The 17106-nt window shown below is 61.2% G+C and carries 22 protein-coding genes; 17 read left to right on the top strand and 5 right to left on the bottom strand.

Going from position 1 to position 17106, the window contains the following annotated elements; all coding sequences use genetic code 11:
* Positions 1 to 6: 6 nt before the first annotated feature.
* The 14 genes from FGL65_RS16135 (at position 7) to FGL65_RS16070 (ending at position 12203) form a co-directional block, all read left to right on the top strand.
* Positions 7 to 621: a LysE family translocator gene (locus FGL65_RS16135; protein ID WP_147822281.1), complete on the top strand. Its 615-nt coding sequence runs from the start codon at positions 7 to 9 to the stop codon at positions 619 to 621.
* A 139-nt stretch (positions 622 to 760) separates the two neighbouring features.
* Positions 761 to 2176: an exodeoxyribonuclease VII large subunit gene (gene xseA / locus FGL65_RS16130; RefSeq protein WP_147822280.1), complete on the top strand. Its 1416-nt coding sequence runs from the start codon at positions 761 to 763 to the stop codon at positions 2174 to 2176.
* Positions 2173 to 3129, top strand: a complete 957-nt coding sequence (locus FGL65_RS16125) for a M23 family metallopeptidase (RefSeq protein WP_147822279.1) — start codon at positions 2173 to 2175, stop codon at positions 3127 to 3129. The genes xseA and FGL65_RS16125 overlap by 4 nt, the downstream gene beginning before the upstream one ends.
* A gap of 39 nt (positions 3130 to 3168) precedes the next feature.
* The gene (locus tag FGL65_RS16120) at positions 3169 to 4044 is read left to right on the top strand and encodes a M23 family metallopeptidase (protein WP_147822278.1); all 876 of its coding nucleotides are present in this window, start codon (positions 3169 to 3171) and stop codon (positions 4042 to 4044) included.
* Between the two features lie 22 nt (positions 4045 to 4066).
* Positions 4067 to 4681, top strand: a complete 615-nt coding sequence (locus tag FGL65_RS16115; RefSeq protein WP_147822277.1) for a VC0807 family protein — start codon at positions 4067 to 4069, stop codon at positions 4679 to 4681.
* Between the two features lie 47 nt (positions 4682 to 4728).
* Positions 4729 to 5016, top strand: a complete 288-nt coding sequence (locus tag FGL65_RS16110) for a YciI family protein (protein ID WP_147822276.1) — start codon at positions 4729 to 4731, stop codon at positions 5014 to 5016.
* Between the two features lie 102 nt (positions 5017 to 5118).
* Entirely contained in the window at positions 5119 to 5355 is a 237-nt protein-coding gene (xseB, locus tag FGL65_RS16105; protein ID WP_147822275.1) for an exodeoxyribonuclease VII small subunit, read from the top strand.
* Positions 5356 to 6252: a polyprenyl synthetase family protein gene (locus FGL65_RS16100; RefSeq protein WP_147822274.1), complete on the top strand. Its 897-nt coding sequence runs from the start codon at positions 5356 to 5358 to the stop codon at positions 6250 to 6252.
* Positions 6253 to 6269: 17 nt separating this feature from the next.
* Positions 6270 to 8174, top strand: coding sequence for a 1-deoxy-D-xylulose-5-phosphate synthase (gene dxs, locus FGL65_RS16095; RefSeq protein ID WP_147822273.1), 1905 nt, complete (start codon positions 6270 to 6272; stop codon positions 8172 to 8174).
* A gap of 170 nt (positions 8175 to 8344) precedes the next feature.
* A complete protein-coding gene (locus FGL65_RS16090; protein ID WP_147822272.1) occupies positions 8345 to 8863 on the top strand; it encodes a NifB/NifX family molybdenum-iron cluster-binding protein in 519 nt (172 codons plus the stop codon).
* 221 nt (positions 8864 to 9084) lie between these two features.
* Positions 9085 to 10803 carry a tetrathionate reductase family octaheme c-type cytochrome gene (locus tag FGL65_RS16085; RefSeq protein WP_147822271.1) on the top strand — a complete coding sequence of 573 codons (1719 nt, stop codon included), beginning with the start codon at positions 9085 to 9087 and terminating at the stop codon, positions 10801 to 10803.
* Positions 10804 to 10805: 2 nt separating this feature from the next.
* Positions 10806 to 11462 (top strand): cytochrome b/b6 domain-containing protein, encoded by a 657-nt coding sequence (locus tag FGL65_RS16080; RefSeq protein ID WP_147822270.1) that lies wholly within the window; start codon positions 10806 to 10808, stop codon positions 11460 to 11462.
* A 107-nt stretch (positions 11463 to 11569) separates the two neighbouring features.
* Positions 11570 to 12022: a MarR family winged helix-turn-helix transcriptional regulator gene (locus FGL65_RS16075; protein WP_147822269.1), complete on the top strand. Its 453-nt coding sequence runs from the start codon at positions 11570 to 11572 to the stop codon at positions 12020 to 12022.
* On the top strand, positions 12015 to 12203 hold the full coding sequence (locus FGL65_RS16070; protein WP_147822268.1) for a putative antibiotic biosynthesis monooxygenase: 189 nt from the start codon (positions 12015 to 12017) through the stop codon (positions 12201 to 12203). The genes FGL65_RS16075 and FGL65_RS16070 overlap by 8 nt, the downstream gene beginning before the upstream one ends.
* A 64-nt stretch (positions 12204 to 12267) precedes the next feature.
* Here the strand turns inward: FGL65_RS16070 and FGL65_RS16065 are convergent, their stop codons facing one another.
* Positions 12268 to 12753 (bottom strand): YchJ family protein, encoded by a 486-nt coding sequence (locus FGL65_RS16065; RefSeq protein ID WP_147822267.1) that lies wholly within the window; start codon positions 12751 to 12753, stop codon positions 12268 to 12270.
* A 104-nt stretch (positions 12754 to 12857) separates the two neighbouring features.
* Between FGL65_RS16065 and arfB the strand changes: the two genes are divergently transcribed.
* Positions 12858 to 13289 carry an alternative ribosome rescue aminoacyl-tRNA hydrolase ArfB gene (arfB, locus tag FGL65_RS16060; RefSeq protein WP_250645518.1) on the top strand — a complete coding sequence of 144 codons (432 nt, stop codon included), beginning with the start codon at positions 12858 to 12860 and terminating at the stop codon, positions 13287 to 13289.
* Between the two features lie 147 nt (positions 13290 to 13436).
* Here arfB and FGL65_RS16055 read toward each other — a convergent pair whose 3' ends face one another.
* The 4 genes from FGL65_RS16055 to FGL65_RS16040 form a co-directional block, all read right to left on the bottom strand.
* Positions 13437 to 13643, bottom strand: a complete 207-nt coding sequence (locus tag FGL65_RS16055; protein WP_147822266.1) for a hypothetical protein — start codon at positions 13641 to 13643, stop codon at positions 13437 to 13439.
* 96 nt (positions 13644 to 13739) lie between these two features.
* On the bottom strand, positions 13740 to 14021 hold the full coding sequence (locus tag FGL65_RS16050; RefSeq protein WP_147822265.1) for a helix-hairpin-helix domain-containing protein: 282 nt from the start codon (positions 14019 to 14021) through the stop codon (positions 13740 to 13742).
* A 2-nt stretch (positions 14022 to 14023) separates the two neighbouring features.
* A complete protein-coding gene (gene hemC / locus FGL65_RS16045) occupies positions 14024 to 14962 on the bottom strand; it encodes a hydroxymethylbilane synthase (RefSeq protein ID WP_147822264.1) in 939 nt (312 codons plus the stop codon).
* Positions 14963 to 14995: 33 nt separating this feature from the next.
* Positions 14996 to 15253 (bottom strand): FmdB family zinc ribbon protein, encoded by a 258-nt coding sequence (locus FGL65_RS16040; RefSeq protein ID WP_147822263.1) that lies wholly within the window; start codon positions 15251 to 15253, stop codon positions 14996 to 14998.
* A gap of 357 nt (positions 15254 to 15610) precedes the next feature.
* On the opposite strand from FGL65_RS16040, the gene FGL65_RS16035 reads away from it, so the two are divergent.
* Both FGL65_RS16035 and FGL65_RS16030 read left to right on the top strand, forming a co-directional pair.
* Positions 15611 to 16462, top strand: a complete 852-nt coding sequence (locus FGL65_RS16035; protein WP_187170421.1) for a tetratricopeptide repeat protein — start codon at positions 15611 to 15613, stop codon at positions 16460 to 16462.
* A 35-nt stretch (positions 16463 to 16497) separates the two neighbouring features.
* Positions 16498 to 17088, top strand: coding sequence for a hypothetical protein (locus FGL65_RS16030; RefSeq protein ID WP_147822262.1), 591 nt, complete (start codon positions 16498 to 16500; stop codon positions 17086 to 17088).
* The last annotated feature ends 18 nt before the right edge of the window (positions 17089 to 17106 follow it).

Genomic DNA, 17106 nt, shown 5'->3' with positions numbered 1-17106 from the left:
GATGTCATGACCATTGAAGGTGCAATAGGCTTGGCTCTCGCCACCCTGGTCTTTGCCGTCATTCCCGGGCCGGGCGTCACCGCGCTCGTTGCCCAGTCCCTGGCCCGAGGCTTCACCCACGGCGTTTTCTGGGGCACCGGCCTTGTCATGGGCGATTTCGTCTATCTCATGCTGGCCATGTTCGGCATGGGCTGGGTCGCCTCCCAGATGGGCGAGGCCTTCATCGTTCTCAAGATCCTTGGCGCGGTTTATCTTTTCTATCTCGGCGTCAGGTGCTGGCTGGCCAAGCCGCCCACCGGGGTCGCCGAGCCGGTCGTCACCCACAGGCGCTACTCCCGCACGCTCTTGGGCGGCATGTGCGTCAGCCTGAGCAATCCCAAGGTCATCGCCTTTTACTGCGGGTTCCTGCCCGGCTTCGTGGATATGGCCACCCTGACTGGAACCGACATGGCGCTGGTGGTTTCCATCATCCTGCCCATCGTGTTCCTGGCCATGGTCTGCTACGCATGGCTGGCCGCCAAGGGGCGTCAGGCCGCGCAGTCCACCAGGTTGTGGAAGATCGCCAACCGTTCCGCCGGGGCTGTCATGATTGGCGCCGGTGTGGCCGTGGTGGCTGAGTGATTTGGCAGAGTTGCCGGGAGAAACCTTTCCAAAACGGGTTAGTGTTTGAACCACGGCGAAGCCGTCGATAAAGAGTTTTGGAGATTCTCAAGAACCTTTTTTAAAAGGTTCTTGAGCCGCCGGAGGCAAAACAAGCATTATGTCAGCCATTCTTTCCGTTTCCGAACTCACCCGCGCAGTGAAAGACCTGTTGGAGGCGGAATTCCCGTTTGTCTGGGTGCGCGGTCAGGTCACCAACCTGGCCCGGCCGGGCAGCGGGCACCTCTATTTTTCGCTCACGGACGGGGACGCCGTGCTCGGCGTGGTCTGGTTCAAGGGCTCGCAACAGTCTGCCGCGCCCGTAAGCCGGGGCGGCGAGGCCATCAACCCCCTGACCGGCGAGGTGGAGGAGAGCGGCGGAACCAGCCTTTCCGAAACGCTCGAGGACGGCATGGAAGTGCTCTGCGCCGGGCGGCTCAACGTCTATGAACCGCGCGGCCAGTATCAGCTCATTGCCGAACTGGTGCAGGAGCAGGGCGTGGGCGACCTGCGCATGGCCTTTGAGGCGCTCAAGGCGAAACTTGCCGCCAAGGGCTACTTTGACGAGGACCGCAAGATGGCCCTGCCGCGCGACCCCAAGCGCGTGGCCGTGATCACCTCCCCGAGCGGGGCCGCCATCCGCGATTTTTTGCGCATCGCAGACCAGCGAGGAACCGGCGCGGAAATACGAATTTACCCCTCGCTGGTGCAGGGCGATCAGGCCCCCGAACAGATTGCGGCCGCCCTGGACCAGGTCGGCGAGGACGGCTGGGCCGAGGTGGCCGTGCTCATTCGCGGCGGCGGATCCCTGGAGGATCTCTGGGCCTTCAATACCGAGCCTGTGGCCGACGCCATTTTTCGGGCCCAGGTGCCCGTGGTTTCGGGCATCGGGCACGAGCCCGACGTTTCCATTTCCGATTTTGTGGCCGACAGGCGCGTGGCGACCCCCAGCCATGCGGCCCAGGAACTCTGGCCCCGGCGCGAGACCCTCATGCAGTCCGTGGATCAGCTGGAGATGGGCCTGAACCGGGCTTATGCCGCCCTTCTCGGCGAAAAGGCCGCCGCCTTCGGCGAGCTGCGCCGGGCCCTGCTCTGGCTTTCTCCGGTGCGCAAGGTGGAGCGGTATGAGCAGAATTTTCGGTCGCTTATCCATCGCCTGCGCCGGGCCGGGGAAGCCGGGGTCTTTGGCACGTCCCAGCGCACACAGCAATTGACGGGCCGCCTCATGCGGGCTCATGGCGAGGCGAACCTGCGCCACAAGGCCGCGCGGCTTTCCGCACTGGGGCAGGGGCTCTACAACGCCGCCCACCGGCTGGTGGAGGGACGCGAGCGTGAATTCGGCGTGCTGCAAGCCGGGCTGCGGGGCCTGGACCCGGAAAAACCCCTGGAGCGCGGCTACAGTCTGGTGCGGGTGGAAAAGACCGGCAAATTCTTGCGCAGCCCCGACGAGGTGGTGCAAGGCGATGCACTCGACATTCGCGTCAAGGATGGTAGTATCGCCGCAACGGTTACCCAATCATTCAAGGAGAATTCATGATTTTACGGCGTATTTCGCTCATATTCCTGTTCCTGATCTGTCTCATGTCCGCTTCGACCGCCTTTGCCCAGTTCGGGCTGCAGGAAGGGGACGACATCACCCTTTCCACGGACGCCAACGCCACTGATGCCCAGCCCCAGCTCGTGTTCGCCGCCCCGGACAGCGTGGCGGTGGGCGAGCCCTTTGCCGTGCGCATCACCTCCACCAAGCCGCTCAACGAGGTGGTCATCTACTGGCAGGGCAAGGAGGTCATGCCCGCCATCAGCGTCTGGAACGACAAGCATGTGGCCCTGGCCCTGCTGGGCACGGACGTGCTCAATGCCGAGCCCGGCAAGCAGGAGCTGGTGGTCACGGCCAGCATCGACAACGTGCGCAAGACCTACAAGAAGAACGTGGTCGTCGCGGACAAGAAATTTCCCCGCCAGGACCTGACCCTGCCCAAGAAGATGGTCACCCCGCCCAAGGAGGTCTATGACCGCATCGCCCGGGAGAGCAAGGTCATTGCCGAGGCCCGCGACACCATCAGCCCGGAACGCATGTGGAAGCTGCCCTTCCAGCGCCCGGTGGACGGAGACGTGACCAGCGTCTACGGCCTGCGGCGCTACCTGAACAAGCAGCCCAAGAACCCACATCGGGGCATGGACTTCCGCGCGCCCAAGGGCACGGTCATCAAGTCCGTGGCCGACGGCAAGGTCGTGCTGGTGGGCGAGCATTACTATGCGGGCAACTCCGTGTACATCGATCACGGCAACGGCGTTGTCTCCATGTATTTCCACCTTTCCAAGGTTTCGGTGAAGGAAGGCGAGACGGTTGAGCGTGGCCAGTTGGTGGGCCTTTCCGGATCCACGGGCCGGGCCACGGGCGCGCACCTGCACCTGAGCGTCGCCGTGCTCGGAAAGCTGGTGGACCCCGCGCCGCTCTTTGCCAAGAACGTGGACCAGCTGCTCAAGTAGCGGGTCCGTTCCCCAGCCCTTCATTCAACGAGGAATCCCATGCAACGCTGCCTTCGTTCGTTCGTTTTTGTCCTGTTGCTGAGCCTGTGCCTGGCCCCGGCGGCCCTTGCCGGGGAACAGCCGTTCTCCATCCATGCCCCCGATGCCGTGGGCGTGGGCCAGCCGTTTCTGGTCAAGGTTGTTTCGCCCCATGAGCTGGAGGACGTGGATATATTCTGGGACGGCAAGTCCGTGAGCCCGGCCGCATGCGGGCAGGGCGACTGCCGCGCCCTGGCCCTGTTCGGCACGAGCCTGTATGTCAAGTTCGGGCTTTATTCCCTGGAGGTGGAGGCCTCGGTGAACGGCGAGCGCCGCCGTTTGCGCAAGCTCGTCCGCGTCGAGGATCACGAGTATCCCACGGAGACGCTGCGGGTTGCGCCCGGAATGGTCAAGCCGCCCAAAAAGTTCCACGCCAGGATCGAGCGCGAGCGCGAAAAGTCCAAAAAGGCCATCTCCACGGTGTCCTCAGAACGCTTGTGGGAAGCGCCGTTCTCCCTGCCGGTCAAGGGCAAGATGCTCAGCCGCTTCGGACTGCGCCGCACCTTCAACGGCGACACCAAGCGCCGCCACTGGGGTCTGGATTTCCGCGCCTGGCTGGGAACGCCCATCCGGGCCATCGCGCCGGGCAAGGTCATTCTGGTGGGCGATAATTTCTACTACGCGGGCAATTGCGTTTACATCGACCACGGCAACGGCGTCGTTTCCATGTCCGTGCACATGTCCAAGGTGCTGGTCAGGGAAGGACAGATGGTGGAGCGCGGCCAGAAGATTGGCCTTTCCGGCTCCACGGGCCGTTCCACGGGGGCGCATCTGCACCTGAGCGTCTTTGCCCAGGGCGTGGCCATCGACCCCGAACCGCTGTTCAAAATGCAGTAGGATCGGCTTCAAGGAACGTTTCATGGCGCAGAAGATTCCCTTTGACCGCATCATCGCCGGATCCGTCGTGCCGGTGGGCATCTTCTATTTCTGCCGCAAGGCCGACATGGCGCTGGAGGGCGCGATCTGCGCCTCTGTCTGGTGCGTGCTCGTCATGGCCTATTACCTGGCGCGTCGGAAAACCTGGGACGCCTTTTCCACGGTGGGCGGATTCTATGCCGTGGCCGAACTGATCACGGTGCTGCTGACCAGCGACCCGGATTGGTATCTGTTTTCGCCCATCGTCTTTGGCGCTTCCTTCGGCCTGTTTTTCCTGCTCTCAATAGCCGTGCGTCGCCCCATGCTGCGCTATTTCGCGGAACAGACCGTGGGCATTGACGCCTTCCCTGAACATATTCGCGAAAGTCGTCATTATGTGGCCTGCTGGGACAGGGTGACCTGCATGTGGGCCTCGGTCTACCTGTGCAAGGCCGGTTTGCTGGCCGCGCTGCTTGTCTGGACCACCCTGGAGGTATATCTTTCGGCGCGAGCCGTCCTGGGCTGGCCGGTCATGGCCGGGCTTTTGGCCTTCAGCTTCTGGTATCCCCGAAGTTATTGGGAGAAGCAGCCCGAGCTGGTTCGGCCTCCATCAGCTTAATAGTGAAGATCGCAACCCACTGAACTCGTTACAACAGGATTATTATTATGTTTCTGATTTTGTTGACTTACGTGAAGCCGCTCGAGGCTGTGGACGCCTGCCTGGAAGGGCATGTGGCCTTTTTGGAGAAGTATTACGGCCTGGGCAAGTTCCTGTGCTCGGGGCGCAAGAATCCGCGCACCGGCGGCGTCATCCTCTGCCGGGCCGCGTCTGCCGAAGAGGTCCGGACCATCATTGCCGAGGATCCCTTCCACCGGGAAGGGGTGGCCGAATACGAGGTGATCGAGTTCGAACCAACCAAGTATGCGCCGGGTTTTGAGGCCTTTCTCGGCTGATTCCCCGGTCGGATTCCCTTTGGGCGACGCCCAAGACAATACTGGAGCAAGCCCCGGGAATTGGGTACAAGGACCGGACGACATGATCAAAAGGGTGAGACAATGGCTGAACAGACATTCGAGCAGAGGCTGGAACGGCTTCGTGAAATAGTGGAGCGCCTGGAGCGCGGCGAGCTTCCCCTGGAACAGGGTGTTGCCCTGTACAAGGAAGGCCTGGAGCTGGCCAAGGGCTGCGGCAGGCAGCTGGAAAACGCCCGCCACGAGGTCAAGGTGGTCAGCGAGGGGCTGCTCAGGGAATTCGAGGCCCTGGACGGTTTCGGCGCGGAAGGGGACGAATAGATGACGGTCAAGGAAAAGCTGGCCAAGCGCGCCGCCGTTGTCGAGGATTTTCTCGGTTCCTGCCTGCGCGAACGCAATATCCCGGAGCGGTTGCTCCAATCCATGGAATACAGCCTGCTGGCCGGGGGCAAACGTTTGCGCCCGGTGCTGGCGCTTTCCTGGTGCGCCATGCTCGGGGGCGACTTTGCCAGGGCCCTGCCCTTTGCCGCCAGCCTGGAATGTATCCATACCTATTCCCTGATCCACGACGACCTGCCGGCCATGGACGACGACGACCTGCGGCGGGGCAAGCCCTCCAACCACAAGCAGTTTGACGAGGCCACCGCCATTCTCGCGGGAGACGGTTTGCTCACCGAGGCCTTCGTGCTCATGACCGAGGCTGGCCTCGGGCAAGGGCTTCCGGCCGACCGCGTGCTGCGCGCCGTGAACGTGCTGGCGCGCGCCGCCGGTTCCGGGGGCATGGTGGGCGGTCAGGCCATCGACATGGAGTTCACCGGCCGCTTCGGCCAGGTTTCCCTGGACGAGCTGCGGCGGATGCACGCCATGAAGACCGGCGCGTTGATCACTGCGGCCTGCGAATGCGGGGCCATTCTTTCCGGCGCGAACGAGAACGATATCGAAAAGGCCCGCGAATACGGCCGGGCCATTGGCGTTGCCTTCCAGATCGTGGACGACGTGTTGGACGTGGTGGGCGACGAGGCCACCCTGGGCAAACCCGTGGGCAGCGACGAGGAACAGGGCAAGAGCACCTATCCCGCGCTCATGGGGCTGGAAAAGAGCAAGGAACTGGCCCGCGAATACGTGGACCGGGCCGTGACATACCTGGACGATTGCCAAGGCGACGAACAGGCGTTCCTGTCGGAATTGGCCCGCTACATCGTGGACCGGGTTTATTAAGCATTTCGAATTTCATTATGAGCAATACAGACACCACCAACCTTTTGTCCGGGATCACGCGTCCCGCCGATGTTCGCAAGCTGGAGATCGGCCAGCTCAAGGCCCTGGCCCACGAGCTTCGGCAGGTGATCATCGGGCAGGTTTCCGGCAGCGGGGGGCACCTTGCCCCGTCCCTGGGCGTTATCGAGCTGACTCTGGCCCTGTTCAAGGCCTATGACTTCGAGAAGGACAAGATCGTCTGGGACGTGGGCCACCAGGCCTACGCCCACAAGCTGCTCACCGGCCGGGCGGACCGTTTCGATTCCCTACGTCAGCTGAACGGCATCAGCGGGTTCCCGCGCATGGCCGAGAGCGAATACGACCATTTCGGGGTGGGGCATTCCTCCACCTCCATTTCCGCGGCCCTGGGCATGGCCACGGCACGCGATCTTTCCGGGGAAGATTATGATGTGGTGTCGGTCATCGGCGACGGATCCATGACGGCCGGGCTGGCCTTCGAGGGCCTGAATCAGGCGGGCGGCATGGGCCGCAAGATGGTAGTGGTGCTCAACGACAACGAGATGTCCATCTCCAAGAACGTGGGCGCCATGTCCGCGTTTCTGAGCCGCAAGCTGACCGCGCCACTGCTGCAGCGCCTCAAGTCCGACGTGGAGAACTGGGTCGCCAGCGTGCCGGGCATTGGCAGCGACCTGGCCACCTACGTGAAGCGTTCCGGCGATTCCCTCAAGACCTTCTTTACCCCGGGCATGCTCTTCGAGGCCTTCCAGTTCACCTATGTGGGCCCCATCGACGGGCACGACACCGAAGAGCTGATCAAGGTCTTCGAGCAGGTGCGCAAGATCGACAAGCCCGTGCTGGTGCACGTGCTGACCAAGAAGGGCAAGGGATACGAGCCTGCGGAGAACAACCCGACCTTTTTCCACGGGGTGGGCCGGTTCGAGCCCGAAACCGGGCTGGCCAAGAAGTTCGTGGGTGCGCCGTATCCCTCGTACACCGAAATTTTCGGCAACATGCTTTGCCGCCTGGCCGACAGGGACGACAAAATCGTGGCCATCACGGCCGCCATGCCCGAAGGCACGGGAACGAGCTGTTTCCAGGAGCGCCATCCCGAGCGATTCGTGGACGTGGGCATCTGTGAGCAGCATGCAGTGACCTATGCGGCCGGGCTCGCCACACAGGGCTTTAAGCCCGCCGTGGCCATCTATTCCACCTTCCTGCAGCGGTCCTATGACCAGATTGTCCACGACGTCTGTCTCCAGAACCTGGACGTGAAGTTCTTCCTGGACCGGGGCGGACTGGTGGGCGAAGACGGTGCCACCCACCACGGCGCGTTCGACCTGAGCTACCTGCGCCATATTCCCAACCTGGTGTTCATGGCCCCCAAGGACGAGGCCGAGCTGGCGCGCATGATGGTCACCGCCTTCGAGACCAAGGGGCCTGTTGCCGTACGCTACCCGCGCGGCACCGGCGTGGGCGCGGATGTGGACCCCGAGCCCGAGGCCATTCCCCTGGGGCGGGGCGAACTGGTGCGCGAGGGCGGCGACGCCGTGATCGTCACCCTGGGCTCGCGCGTCTATCCCTCCATCGAGGCGGCCATGGAGCTGGAGGAGCAGGGCATGAGCGTCGCGGTTTTCAATGCCCGGTTCATCAAGCCGTTGCCCGAGGCGCAGCTTCTGGAGCTGGCTGAAAAATACCGCAGGATTCTCCTTGTGGAGGAAAATTCCCTGGCCGGCGGCTTTGGTTCGGCCGTGCTGGAGCTGTTCAACGAGCGGGGACTGCTCGGGGGGCTGACCATCAAGCGGCTCGGGCTGCCCGACGAGTTCATCGAGCACGGCACCCAGAAGCAGCTTCGGTCCATGCTGGGCATTGACAAGCAGGGTATTCTGCGCGCCGCCCGGGAGTTGGTCCAGCCGGGCGCTTAATTTTCTCCCATTCTGCCTCAGAGTTCGCCCGCGCTTTTGAAAAACGGGCGAACTCTGCGTCTTTTTTTGAGGCCTGTTTCCCAACGGGCTGAAATAATTCCATTTTTATTTTGGAATCCTTCCTGCAGTGATTTTGGTGACGTGAAAACCATTATCAACAAGGAGGACGTATGCGTATAGCAATCAGCGCCAACGCATCCGGACCCGATGTCCCCGTCGAACCCCGTTTCGGCAGGGCTGGCGGGTTTGCGATTTATGATACGGACAGCGGCGAGTACGGCTACCATGACAACAGCGGCAATGCCCAGCTCGCCCAGGGCGCGGGCATTCAGGCCGCCCAAACCCTTGCCGACCAGGGGGTGCAGGTGATCATCACCGGCAGCCTTGGCCCCAAGGCCTGGCAGGCCCTGAGCGCCGGAGGCATCCGCATGGTCACCGTGTCCGGCGGCAGCGTCCGGGAAGCCGTGGACCGGTTCCTGGCTGGTGAGTTGACCGAGGCCAATCCCGGTCCGGCCAATCAGGGCCAGCCGACGCAGGCTCCGCAACAGCCCGCTCCCGCAGGCGGCTGCCGCCGTACGGGCGGAAGCGGCATGGGCCGTGGTATGGGTGGCGGTTGCGGTCGCGGCATGGGCGGCGGAATGGGCCGAGGCGGAGGCCGTGGCATGGGAGGCGGCGGCCGACGGGGCTGATTCTGAACCGTCCAGCCTGACCGATCAGAAGAGCACATGAACGGGGCGTTCCATCCGGAGCGGCCCCGTTTTTGTGTTTTCACGGCGCGTTGATGCGCCGCCAGTACCGAAAATACTTCCTCTATCCTCCTTTTATGGTAGATTAGTCGCAAAAGTGAGTGCCGCGTGGGTGGGACCTGCCGCCCGGCGACGGGCGTTCACACAACCATGAGGGGGCGTCTATGAGCACGAGGAAATGGAAATGGCCCGCTGCGTGGCTGTGCGTCGCGCTTTTGGTGACCATGGCTTGGAGCGCCTTTGCCCAGACCGAGGAGAAGGCTCCCGGCCGGGAAATGGCCATCCAGGCCACCAAGGCCAAGCCCATCGTGAATACGATGACTGCGGATCACACCAAGTTCAAGGAGCTGCAGTTCTCCCCAGAGGAGCAGAGGACGCTCCGGCCCGAACAGGTCACCGCAACCTGCCTGAAATGTCACAACAAGGCAGCGTTGCAGTTCCACAAGACCATTCACTGGACCTGGCGGGACATGGACGACAACGGCAATCCCACCAAGCTGGGCAAGGGTGGAATAGCCGTCAACAACTTCTGCATCAACGTGGTCAGCAACGAGCCGCGCTGCACCTCCTGCCACGCCGGATACGGCTGGAAGGACAAGACCTTTGATTTTACCTCCCAGGACAAGGTGGACTGTCTGGTCTGCCACGAGCAGACCGGCACCTACAAGAAATTCCCGGCCGGGGCCGGATACCCCGCGCCCTACGTCCCCGACCCGGACAACCCGGGCAAGCAGAAGGGCAAGTTTTTCAAGAGCAACGGCAAGACCTACTACGCGCCTGACTGGGCCAAGGTGGCCCAGAGCGTGGGACGCCCCTCGCGGCGCAACTGCGGCACCTGCCACTTCTTCGGCGGCGGGGGAGACGCGGTCAAGCACGGCGACCTGGATTCCTCCCTGGTCAACCCGGTCAAGGACCTGGACGTGCACATGGGCTCCGTGGAGTCCGGCGGCCAGGATTTTTCCTGCGCCCGCTGCCACACCACGCGCAACCACCACGTGGCTGGCCGCATCTACGGCAAGCCCGCCGCCGTGGACCGCAAGAGCCTGCTCCAGGACGACCTGGGCGACAAGATCATGTGCGAATCCTGCCACGGAACCCGGCCCCACGAGAGCGGTGGCATGGACGCCAAGCTCAACGACCACACCGACAAGCTGGCCTGCCAGGCCTGTCATATCCCGCAGTTTGCCCGCGCCCAGCCCACCAAGATGTGGTGGGACTGGTCCAAGGCCGGGACCCTTATGGACGGCAAGGCCGTGGTCATGGGCGAGAACGGCAAGCCCGCCTTTGACAAGAAAAAGGGCGAATTCGTCTGGGAAAAGAATGTGGTGCCGGAGTACTTCTGGTTCAACGGCGCCATGGGGCACGTCACCGTGGAAGATACCATCGATCCCAGCCACGAGGTCTGGGTGAGCCGTCCCATCGGTTCGGTGGACGATCCCAATTCGCGGATCATGCCCTTCAAGGTGCATCGCGGCAAGACGCCGTATGACCGCAGCAACAACGTCATGGTCATTCCGCATCTCTTTCCGCGCGGCAAGGACGACAAGGACGCGTTCTGGAAGACGTTCGACTGGAACAGGGCCATTGCGGCGGGCATGAAGTATGCGGGCTACAAGTACAGCGGCGAGTTCGGGTTCGTGAACACCGCCTATGTCTTCCCGGCCACCCACATGGTGGCACCCAAGACGGCGGCCCTGGAATGCGCCCAGTGCCACACCCGCCAGAGTCGGCTTTCGAACATCACCGAGGTCTACATGCCGGGGCGTGACACGGTCTCCACCATCGACATGTTCGGCTGGGTCGGCGCGGGAGTCGCGCTCGTGGCCGTGATCCTGCATGGATTCATGCGCTTCATATCCGGGCTCAGGCGCAAGGAGGACTAGCCATGAGTGAACACAAGATGAAAAAGATCTACCTCTACTCGCGGTTCGAGCGTTTCTGGCACTGGGTCCAGGGACTGCTCATCATCCTGCTGCTGCTTACGGGCTTTGAGGTGCACGGCTCCATCGACGTCTTCGGGTTCATGGACGCCGTGAACCTGCACAACACCATTGGCATCACCTGGCTCATCCTGTTCGTGTTCATCGTCTTCTGGATGTTCGTGACCCATGAGTACAAACAGTACATCCCCACCACCAGGAAGCTCTTCGAGGTGGCCAGGTACTACGCCCACGGCATCTTCCGGGGCGAGCCGCATCCGGTGCAGAAGAGCGAAGCCGCCAAGCACAATCCCATGCAGCGTCTGACCTACCTGGGGCTCACCGCCATTCTGCTTCCGCTACAGATGATCACGGGGCTGCTTTACTGGGGCTACAACGACTGGGCCAAGTGGGGCATCGCTTCGTTCATCAGCCTGAAGGTGCTGGCGGCCCTGCACCTCATCGGCGGGTTCGCCATCCTCATATTCCTCATCGTGCACGTGTACATGACCACCACGGGGCATACCGTATCCGCCCATGTGGAGGCCATGATCACCGGCTGGGAAGAGGTGCCCGAAGGCATGGATGTGGAAGACTGGGAAAAGAAGACCGAAAGGGAATAGGACAACGCGAAACAAAAGCCCCGGAGGTTCGCCTTCGGGGCTTTTCTGTTGACAATGCATACAAGTTCGTTATCATGATAACTAACTTGAGCAACAAGAGGTGCAGGATGTTTTTTCTCAAAGAGCTGCCTTCCAGGCGGATACTGGAAAACTACAAATCAAGGTTTCCGGAAATGAATGTCGCGTCCGTGGAGGGAGCGCTCAAGCTGATGCACCGTGCCAGCATGCTCATCCGAAGGATAGATACCTATTTCTCCGCACACGATTTTTCGCAGCTCAGGTTTCTGATCTGCATAGTCATCCATCGCGACCCCGAGGCAAATGGCCTGACCCCCAGCGGGATCCGTGAGCGTATCGATGTTTCCAAACCGGTGCTGACCCGGACGCTGCAGTCGATGGCCAAGGCCGGTTTCGTGGAGTTTGAGAAACTTGAAAACGACAAGCGCGCCAAGTTGGTGATTCTCACCGACAAGGCGCTTCGAAAGCTGCAGGAACTCTTGCCGGGGTACTACTCCCTGTTGGATGAGCACATGGCAACACAGGAGGAAGACGATGGCTAAATTCAAGTTTACTCTCAAGGTCTGGGTATGTGTTTGGATTATGGTCACCGGAATCAGCCTTGGCATGAACATGTCCGGCGTTTCCCTGCCCCTGCCCGTGCGTACGCTGGTGCTCAGCGGCATCATAGTGCCGTCAATGGTGTTCATCATTATCCCGTTTTTGAAGCGAAGAGAGCAGTAGGGCAGCGCGAAAAAAAAGGCCCGGAGGAAAACCTCCGGGCCTTTTCATATTCTGTAAGCACGGCTTATTTGCCGCAACACTTCTTGTATTTTTTGCCGGAACCGCAGGGGCAGGGCTCGTTGCGGCCCACCTTGTTTTCGTTGCGCACTGTGGCCGGGGGAAGCAGGTAGCCGTCCACATAGAACCACTTGCCGTCCTCCTTGCGGAACTGGCTGTGCTCCCGGTGTTCCTGCACCATGTTGTTCTGGCGGAACTTGGCGGCAAAGCTCACTTCGCCGGTTTCGTCCTTTTCCGTGCCCGCCTTGGTGTCCATGATGGTCAGGCCGAGCCATTCGGACTTTTCGGCCCAGTCGCGCACGGCTTCGGGGTCGTGCTCGGACTGCTTTTCGGGGGCCAGGCTTTCATGGAGATAGTCCACATGCCCCGTTGCATAGGCGCTGTACCGGGAGCGCATGAGCGCTTCGGCGGTGGGGGCGTTTTCCTTACCGGTAATATATGGCTCGCAGCAGGCTTCGAAGTCCTTGCCGGAACCGCAGGGGCATTCTTTCATGGGAAACTCCTTGTTTTCAATGTGCCGGAGGGTAACCGAAAAGGGGGCGGTGTCAACGGAAAAGACGGTTGCGTGGGCGCGGGGGGCCGTGCCATGATGCCCGCATGAGCATGATTTACATCAACGACAAGGTCTCGATTCCGGAAGAGGAGTTGCGTTTCAGCTTCAGCCGTTCGCCCGGGCCCGGGGGCCAGCACGTGAACACCACGGCCACCAAGGCCACGGTTTTCTTCGACGTGGAAAAGACCCGGAGCCTGACCCAGCTGCAGAAGGTCTCGGTGCGGGGCAAGCTGCGCCGCCGCATGGACAAGAACGGCGTGCTGCGCATTTCCGCCCATGACTTCCGTTCCCAGAAGGGCAATCGGGATGCCGTGCTGGATCGTTTTGTGGAACTCATGCGCTGGGCCCTTAAGCCCGTGACCCCGCGCAAGCCCACCATGCCCACCTTGAGTTCGGTGCGCCGAACCCAGGACCGCAAGCGCCGCCTCGCCGAAAAGAAGCGCATGCGCCGCTCTCCCCGCCGCGATGACTGGTGATTGGGTGATGAAACCGGTGACCGCTGATCTGATTTTATGTGTGGCATCGCAGTAGACGTTTTTTTTACAGCCATAAAAGAAATCGGCCTGACAGTTGGTATGAACTGTCAGGCCGATTTTTTCCTGTTCCCGGCTTTGCCGGTGGATTTAGGCATTTCCAAGATCTCCGGATACCGCCTGGACCACGTCGCCTCGGGCGTTGTAGGTGGCGGTGGCTTCGATCTTGACCAGCTGGCGCGCGAACTCGGGGTTTTCATAAACCTGGCGGCGCATCCTCAACTTATTCAAATTCTTCATGGTCTCGGCCAGGTTGTTCTTGGCCGTCCCATTCAGCACTCCCAGTGTTTCAACCATTGTGTACCTCCTTGTACGGTTGCATCTCTTGCTACCTTCTTTATCGGAGGATTGATGAAAATGTTTAGGGGGTGTTTGGCTTTGCTTAACAGGTTGTTATTGCAGGTTTTCCCGATCCTTCCAATTCCACCATTTGAGCAGTTCCTCGTCGTGGAGGGAATTGGAAGCGAAGTAGACGGCGCACCGGAAGACATAGAGCACGCAGCGGTCCACATGGGTTCCCTCGAGTGCCATGAGGCTGCGGTAGATGGCTTCCGGATCCTTGTCGCGCAGGTCTTCCACATGGCGAAAGCCCAGGCGGTACAGGTCGTCCGCCAGGCTGGGGCCCACGCCGGGGATTCGTTGCAGTTCCTGCAGGGCCATGTCCCGGTCCGGCATGGCTAGGCTCCCGATTCGCGCTGATAGACCTCGGCCAGGATCTCGTCCCCGCCGGCGGCCAGCACGTCCTGGGCCAGGCCCATGCCCAGTTCCCAGGCATCGTCCACGGCCCCCACCGTTTCCAGGCGGATGGGACGGGATCCGTCCGTATCGGCCACAAAGCCCGTGAGCCTGAGGGTGTTGCCCTCGATCACGGACCATGCCGCGATGGGCACCTGGCAGCCGCCGTCGAGACCGGTGAGGAAGCCTCGTTCGGCCAGGACCTGATGCTTGGTGTGGTCGTGGTTCAGGAAGGCGAGCATGTCCTGCACTTCCTCGTCGGCCACGCGGTATTCGATGCCCAGGGCGCCCTGGGCCACGGCCGGAAGAAAGTCCGGCGGACCGAGAATGGTGCTTTTGGGCGCGGAAATATCCAGGCGGTTGAGGCCTGCGGTGGCCACCACAATGGCGTCGTACTGCCCGTCCAGGAGCTTGGCCACTCGGGTGTCCAGGTTGCCGCGCAGGGATTCGATCTTCAGGTCCGGGCGCAGGGCGGCCAGCTGGGACTGGCGGCGCAGGCTCGAGGTGCCCACCAGGGCTCCCTGGGGCAGGCCGTCCAGGCCGTCGTACCTGACGGAGAGCAGGGTGTCTGTGGGGTCCTCCCGCTCGGGGATCACGCCCACTTCCAGGCCGTCGGGCAGTTCCGTGGGTACATCCTTCATGGAATGCACGGCGATGTCGGCGCGGCCGTCCAGGAGCGCTTCCTCGATCTCCTTGACGAACAGGCCCTTGCCGCCAACCTTGGCCAGGGGCACGTCCAGGATCTTGTCGCCTTTGGTCTTGATCTTGAGCAGTTCCACGGCCAGGCCGGGGTGCTCTTCGCGCAGGCGCGCGGAAATATGCTCAGCCTGCCACAGGGCAAGCTTGCTGCCGCGAGTGGCAATGACAATGGTGTCCTTCATGAAATGAAATCCTTGTGTGGAATGGGAACAGGGCTAGCTTCCGCAGGTGGAGCAGTTGCCCCCGGAACAGCCCGCGCAGGGGGAAGAGGAGGACGTGCTCGGCGTCGAGGGGGCCTCGCCTTGGGATTCTCCGCCGGCTGCGCCGGAGCCGACCTTGGAGCGGACAGCGGACATGAGCTTACTGGTCTGCACGGATTGGCATTTGGGGCAGGGCGGGTGTTCGTTGCGGTCGAAGACCAGTTCCTCGAATTCGTTTCCGCACTTTTCACAGACGTATTCAAAAATGGGCATACATATTCTCCCGATTTCTTTTTCCAGGCCGTATGGGGCGTACCCGTATACGGGCCTTTTCCATAGCGGAAAAGCGTCCTGCTGGCAACGATGCGGGTTGCCCGGAAGGGACATGATAAGACCTGGGCGGCCAATGTCCAGCCCTGTGGGGCCGGAAGCAATATTTTGGCGTGCGTTCATGTCCGTTTAATGCTGGCAAAATGGACGTTCTTCCTTTATAACAGCAAAATCCAAGTATATACGATGTCTTAGTGGTGGGTTATGCCTTCGGAAAAACACGGAAACAATGCCGCCAAGGAATTTGCATGCAAAGGGGTCGATAGCGACAAGGACCCTCTTTCCTGCGTGTTTTCGTCCGTGCGCGAGATCAAAATAGGCTCAGGCACCACCGCCAAGAAGCAGAAATCCAAGATTCTCTGGTATGTGGAACAGACCGGAGAGGATGATTTCCAGATCAAGAAAGTCAATTCCCATTTCGTTCCCACGGGAAAGGCCGAATCCATCACCTTTGACCAGCTCATGCAGGAGTACGCTCCCGAGGTCGAGATCCACCTTGCCAAGGTGGGGCCCGCCATGCGTCATCTGCACGATACCCTGGATAAAGGGGATGCGCTGAGGCACGAGGACGAGCTGGAAGGCGCGGAAGAACAGTACACCCTGGCCCTTGAGGTGGACGAGGAAAACGTTCGGGCCATCTTCGGGCTCGGTATCGTATACACCGAGCTAAGGAAGATTTCCCATGCCCAGGCCGTGTTCAAGCAGCTGGTGAACATGGAGGCCGCCTTCCAGGAGGAGCACAAGCACCTGTTCAACGAGTTCGGCATCTCCCTGCGTAAGGGGCGCATGTTCAACGAGGCGGCGCGCTATTACGCCCGTGCCCTGGAATTCTGCGTCGATGAGGACGAGCACCTCTATTACAACCTGGCCCGCGTCTTTTACGAGCAGGGGGATTGGAACAAATGTTTTGAGAACCTGAAGGCGGCTCTGGAAATTAACGACAATCTCACCCCGGCCTTGGGCCTATGCCGGCTTATAGACGCCCTGTACAGGGACAAGGCCCTGCTGACCAAGTATGAAAAACCGCCCGTTCCCGAGGGTGTCGGCTTGGAGGCCACGCGCCTGTACAAGGCCCTGGGCGGGCTGCCGGATTCGATTGTCACGACGGCCGGGTCGAATATCATTGAAAAGCCCGATCAGGATGATACCTAGCTTTTTTCGCTAACGAACAAGGAACAAGTATTTCGATGAAGTTGGAAATATCTCTTCTTGGTGATTTCTACACCGTCGGCCTGCTCCACCTGGATCGCCACATGATCAAGGCGGGTATGCAGGCTTACGGCACCAAGGGGTGGGCCAGGATGCTCGGTCAGCTGGCTTCGCATGAGGATTCCGGGGATCTCTGGCAGGAGGTCAGGGAAAAGACAGGGCGCGCGGTTTCGAGGGTCTATGCCAAGTCCGGTGTACTCCTGGGCGGCAAGCATTTCTGTTTCGAGGTCTTTCTGGACGGCGTGTCGCAGGAGTTCGAGAGGATCGAGGAGGAAAGCCACAAGATCCGCCTCTCCAAGATGACCGAGCGGCTGCGCAAGAAGGAGATTCTCGGCGTGTGCCGGGCCACGGGCATCGGTTCGGTCACCTTCCGCTGGGACGGCGTGGACGGGTTCGACCAGGACATGGTGCTTCTGGAGATCCACGAATTAAGCCAGGTGCTCAACGAGCCCAAGAGGATCAACCTGATCCACAACATCACCTACGAGGGACGGGCCGCCGACAGCCAGCGCCGGGATTCCAGCGAGAACCTGGCCCCGCTTCCCCACATCTTCCACATGATGGGATAAAAAAAAGGCCGCCCCTTC

The sequence above is a fragment of the Salidesulfovibrio onnuriiensis genome (genome assembly GCF_008001235.1).
Taxonomy (GTDB): Bacteria; Desulfobacterota; Desulfovibrionia; order Desulfovibrionales; family Desulfovibrionaceae; genus Pseudodesulfovibrio; species Pseudodesulfovibrio onnuriiensis.
This window is presented reverse-complemented; position numbering and strand designations above follow the sequence as displayed.

What these genes read in the sequence shown, in the direction of transcription:
- xseA (WP_147822280.1), top strand. Translation starts at nt 761, where the DNA reads ATGTCAGCCATTCTTTCCGTTTCCGAACTCACCCGCGCAGTGAAAGAC.
- arfB (WP_250645518.1), top strand. Translation starts at nt 12,858, where the DNA reads ATGAGCATGATTTACATCAACGACAAGGTCTCGATTCCGGAAGAGGAG.
- FGL65_RS16125 (WP_147822279.1), top strand. Translation starts at nt 2,173, where the DNA reads ATGATTTTACGGCGTATTTCGCTCATATTCCTGTTCCTGATCTGTCTC.
- FGL65_RS16135 (WP_147822281.1), top strand. Translation starts at nt 7, where the DNA reads ATGACCATTGAAGGTGCAATAGGCTTGGCTCTCGCCACCCTGGTCTTT.
- FGL65_RS16030 (WP_147822262.1), top strand. Translation starts at nt 16,498, where the DNA reads ATGAAGTTGGAAATATCTCTTCTTGGTGATTTCTACACCGTCGGCCTG.
- xseB (WP_147822275.1), top strand. Translation starts at nt 5,119, where the DNA reads ATGGCTGAACAGACATTCGAGCAGAGGCTGGAACGGCTTCGTGAAATA.
- FGL65_RS16120 (WP_147822278.1), top strand. Translation starts at nt 3,169, where the DNA reads ATGCAACGCTGCCTTCGTTCGTTCGTTTTTGTCCTGTTGCTGAGCCTG.
- FGL65_RS16110 (WP_147822276.1), top strand. Translation starts at nt 4,729, where the DNA reads ATGTTTCTGATTTTGTTGACTTACGTGAAGCCGCTCGAGGCTGTGGAC.
- FGL65_RS16055 (WP_147822266.1), bottom strand. Translation starts at nt 13,643, where the DNA reads ATGGTTGAAACACTGGGAGTGCTGAATGGGACGGCCAAGAACAACCTG.
- FGL65_RS16080 (WP_147822270.1), top strand. Translation starts at nt 10,806, where the DNA reads ATGAGTGAACACAAGATGAAAAAGATCTACCTCTACTCGCGGTTCGAG.
- FGL65_RS16100 (WP_147822274.1), top strand. Translation starts at nt 5,356, where the DNA reads ATGACGGTCAAGGAAAAGCTGGCCAAGCGCGCCGCCGTTGTCGAGGAT.
- FGL65_RS16085 (WP_147822271.1), top strand. Translation starts at nt 9,085, where the DNA reads ATGAGCACGAGGAAATGGAAATGGCCCGCTGCGTGGCTGTGCGTCGCG.
- FGL65_RS16070 (WP_147822268.1), top strand. Translation starts at nt 12,015, where the DNA reads ATGGCTAAATTCAAGTTTACTCTCAAGGTCTGGGTATGTGTTTGGATT.
- FGL65_RS16075 (WP_147822269.1), top strand. Translation starts at nt 11,570, where the DNA reads ATGTTTTTTCTCAAAGAGCTGCCTTCCAGGCGGATACTGGAAAACTAC.
- FGL65_RS16090 (WP_147822272.1), top strand. Translation starts at nt 8,345, where the DNA reads ATGCGTATAGCAATCAGCGCCAACGCATCCGGACCCGATGTCCCCGTC.
- FGL65_RS16040 (WP_147822263.1), bottom strand. Translation starts at nt 15,253, where the DNA reads ATGCCCATTTTTGAATACGTCTGTGAAAAGTGCGGAAACGAATTCGAG.
- FGL65_RS16115 (WP_147822277.1), top strand. Translation starts at nt 4,067, where the DNA reads ATGGCGCAGAAGATTCCCTTTGACCGCATCATCGCCGGATCCGTCGTG.
- FGL65_RS16065 (WP_147822267.1), bottom strand. Translation starts at nt 12,753, where the DNA reads ATGAAAGAATGCCCCTGCGGTTCCGGCAAGGACTTCGAAGCCTGCTGC.
- FGL65_RS16050 (WP_147822265.1), bottom strand. Translation starts at nt 14,021, where the DNA reads ATGCCGGACCGGGACATGGCCCTGCAGGAACTGCAACGAATCCCCGGC.
- hemC (WP_147822264.1), bottom strand. Translation starts at nt 14,962, where the DNA reads ATGAAGGACACCATTGTCATTGCCACTCGCGGCAGCAAGCTTGCCCTG.
- dxs (WP_147822273.1), top strand. Translation starts at nt 6,270, where the DNA reads ATGAGCAATACAGACACCACCAACCTTTTGTCCGGGATCACGCGTCCC.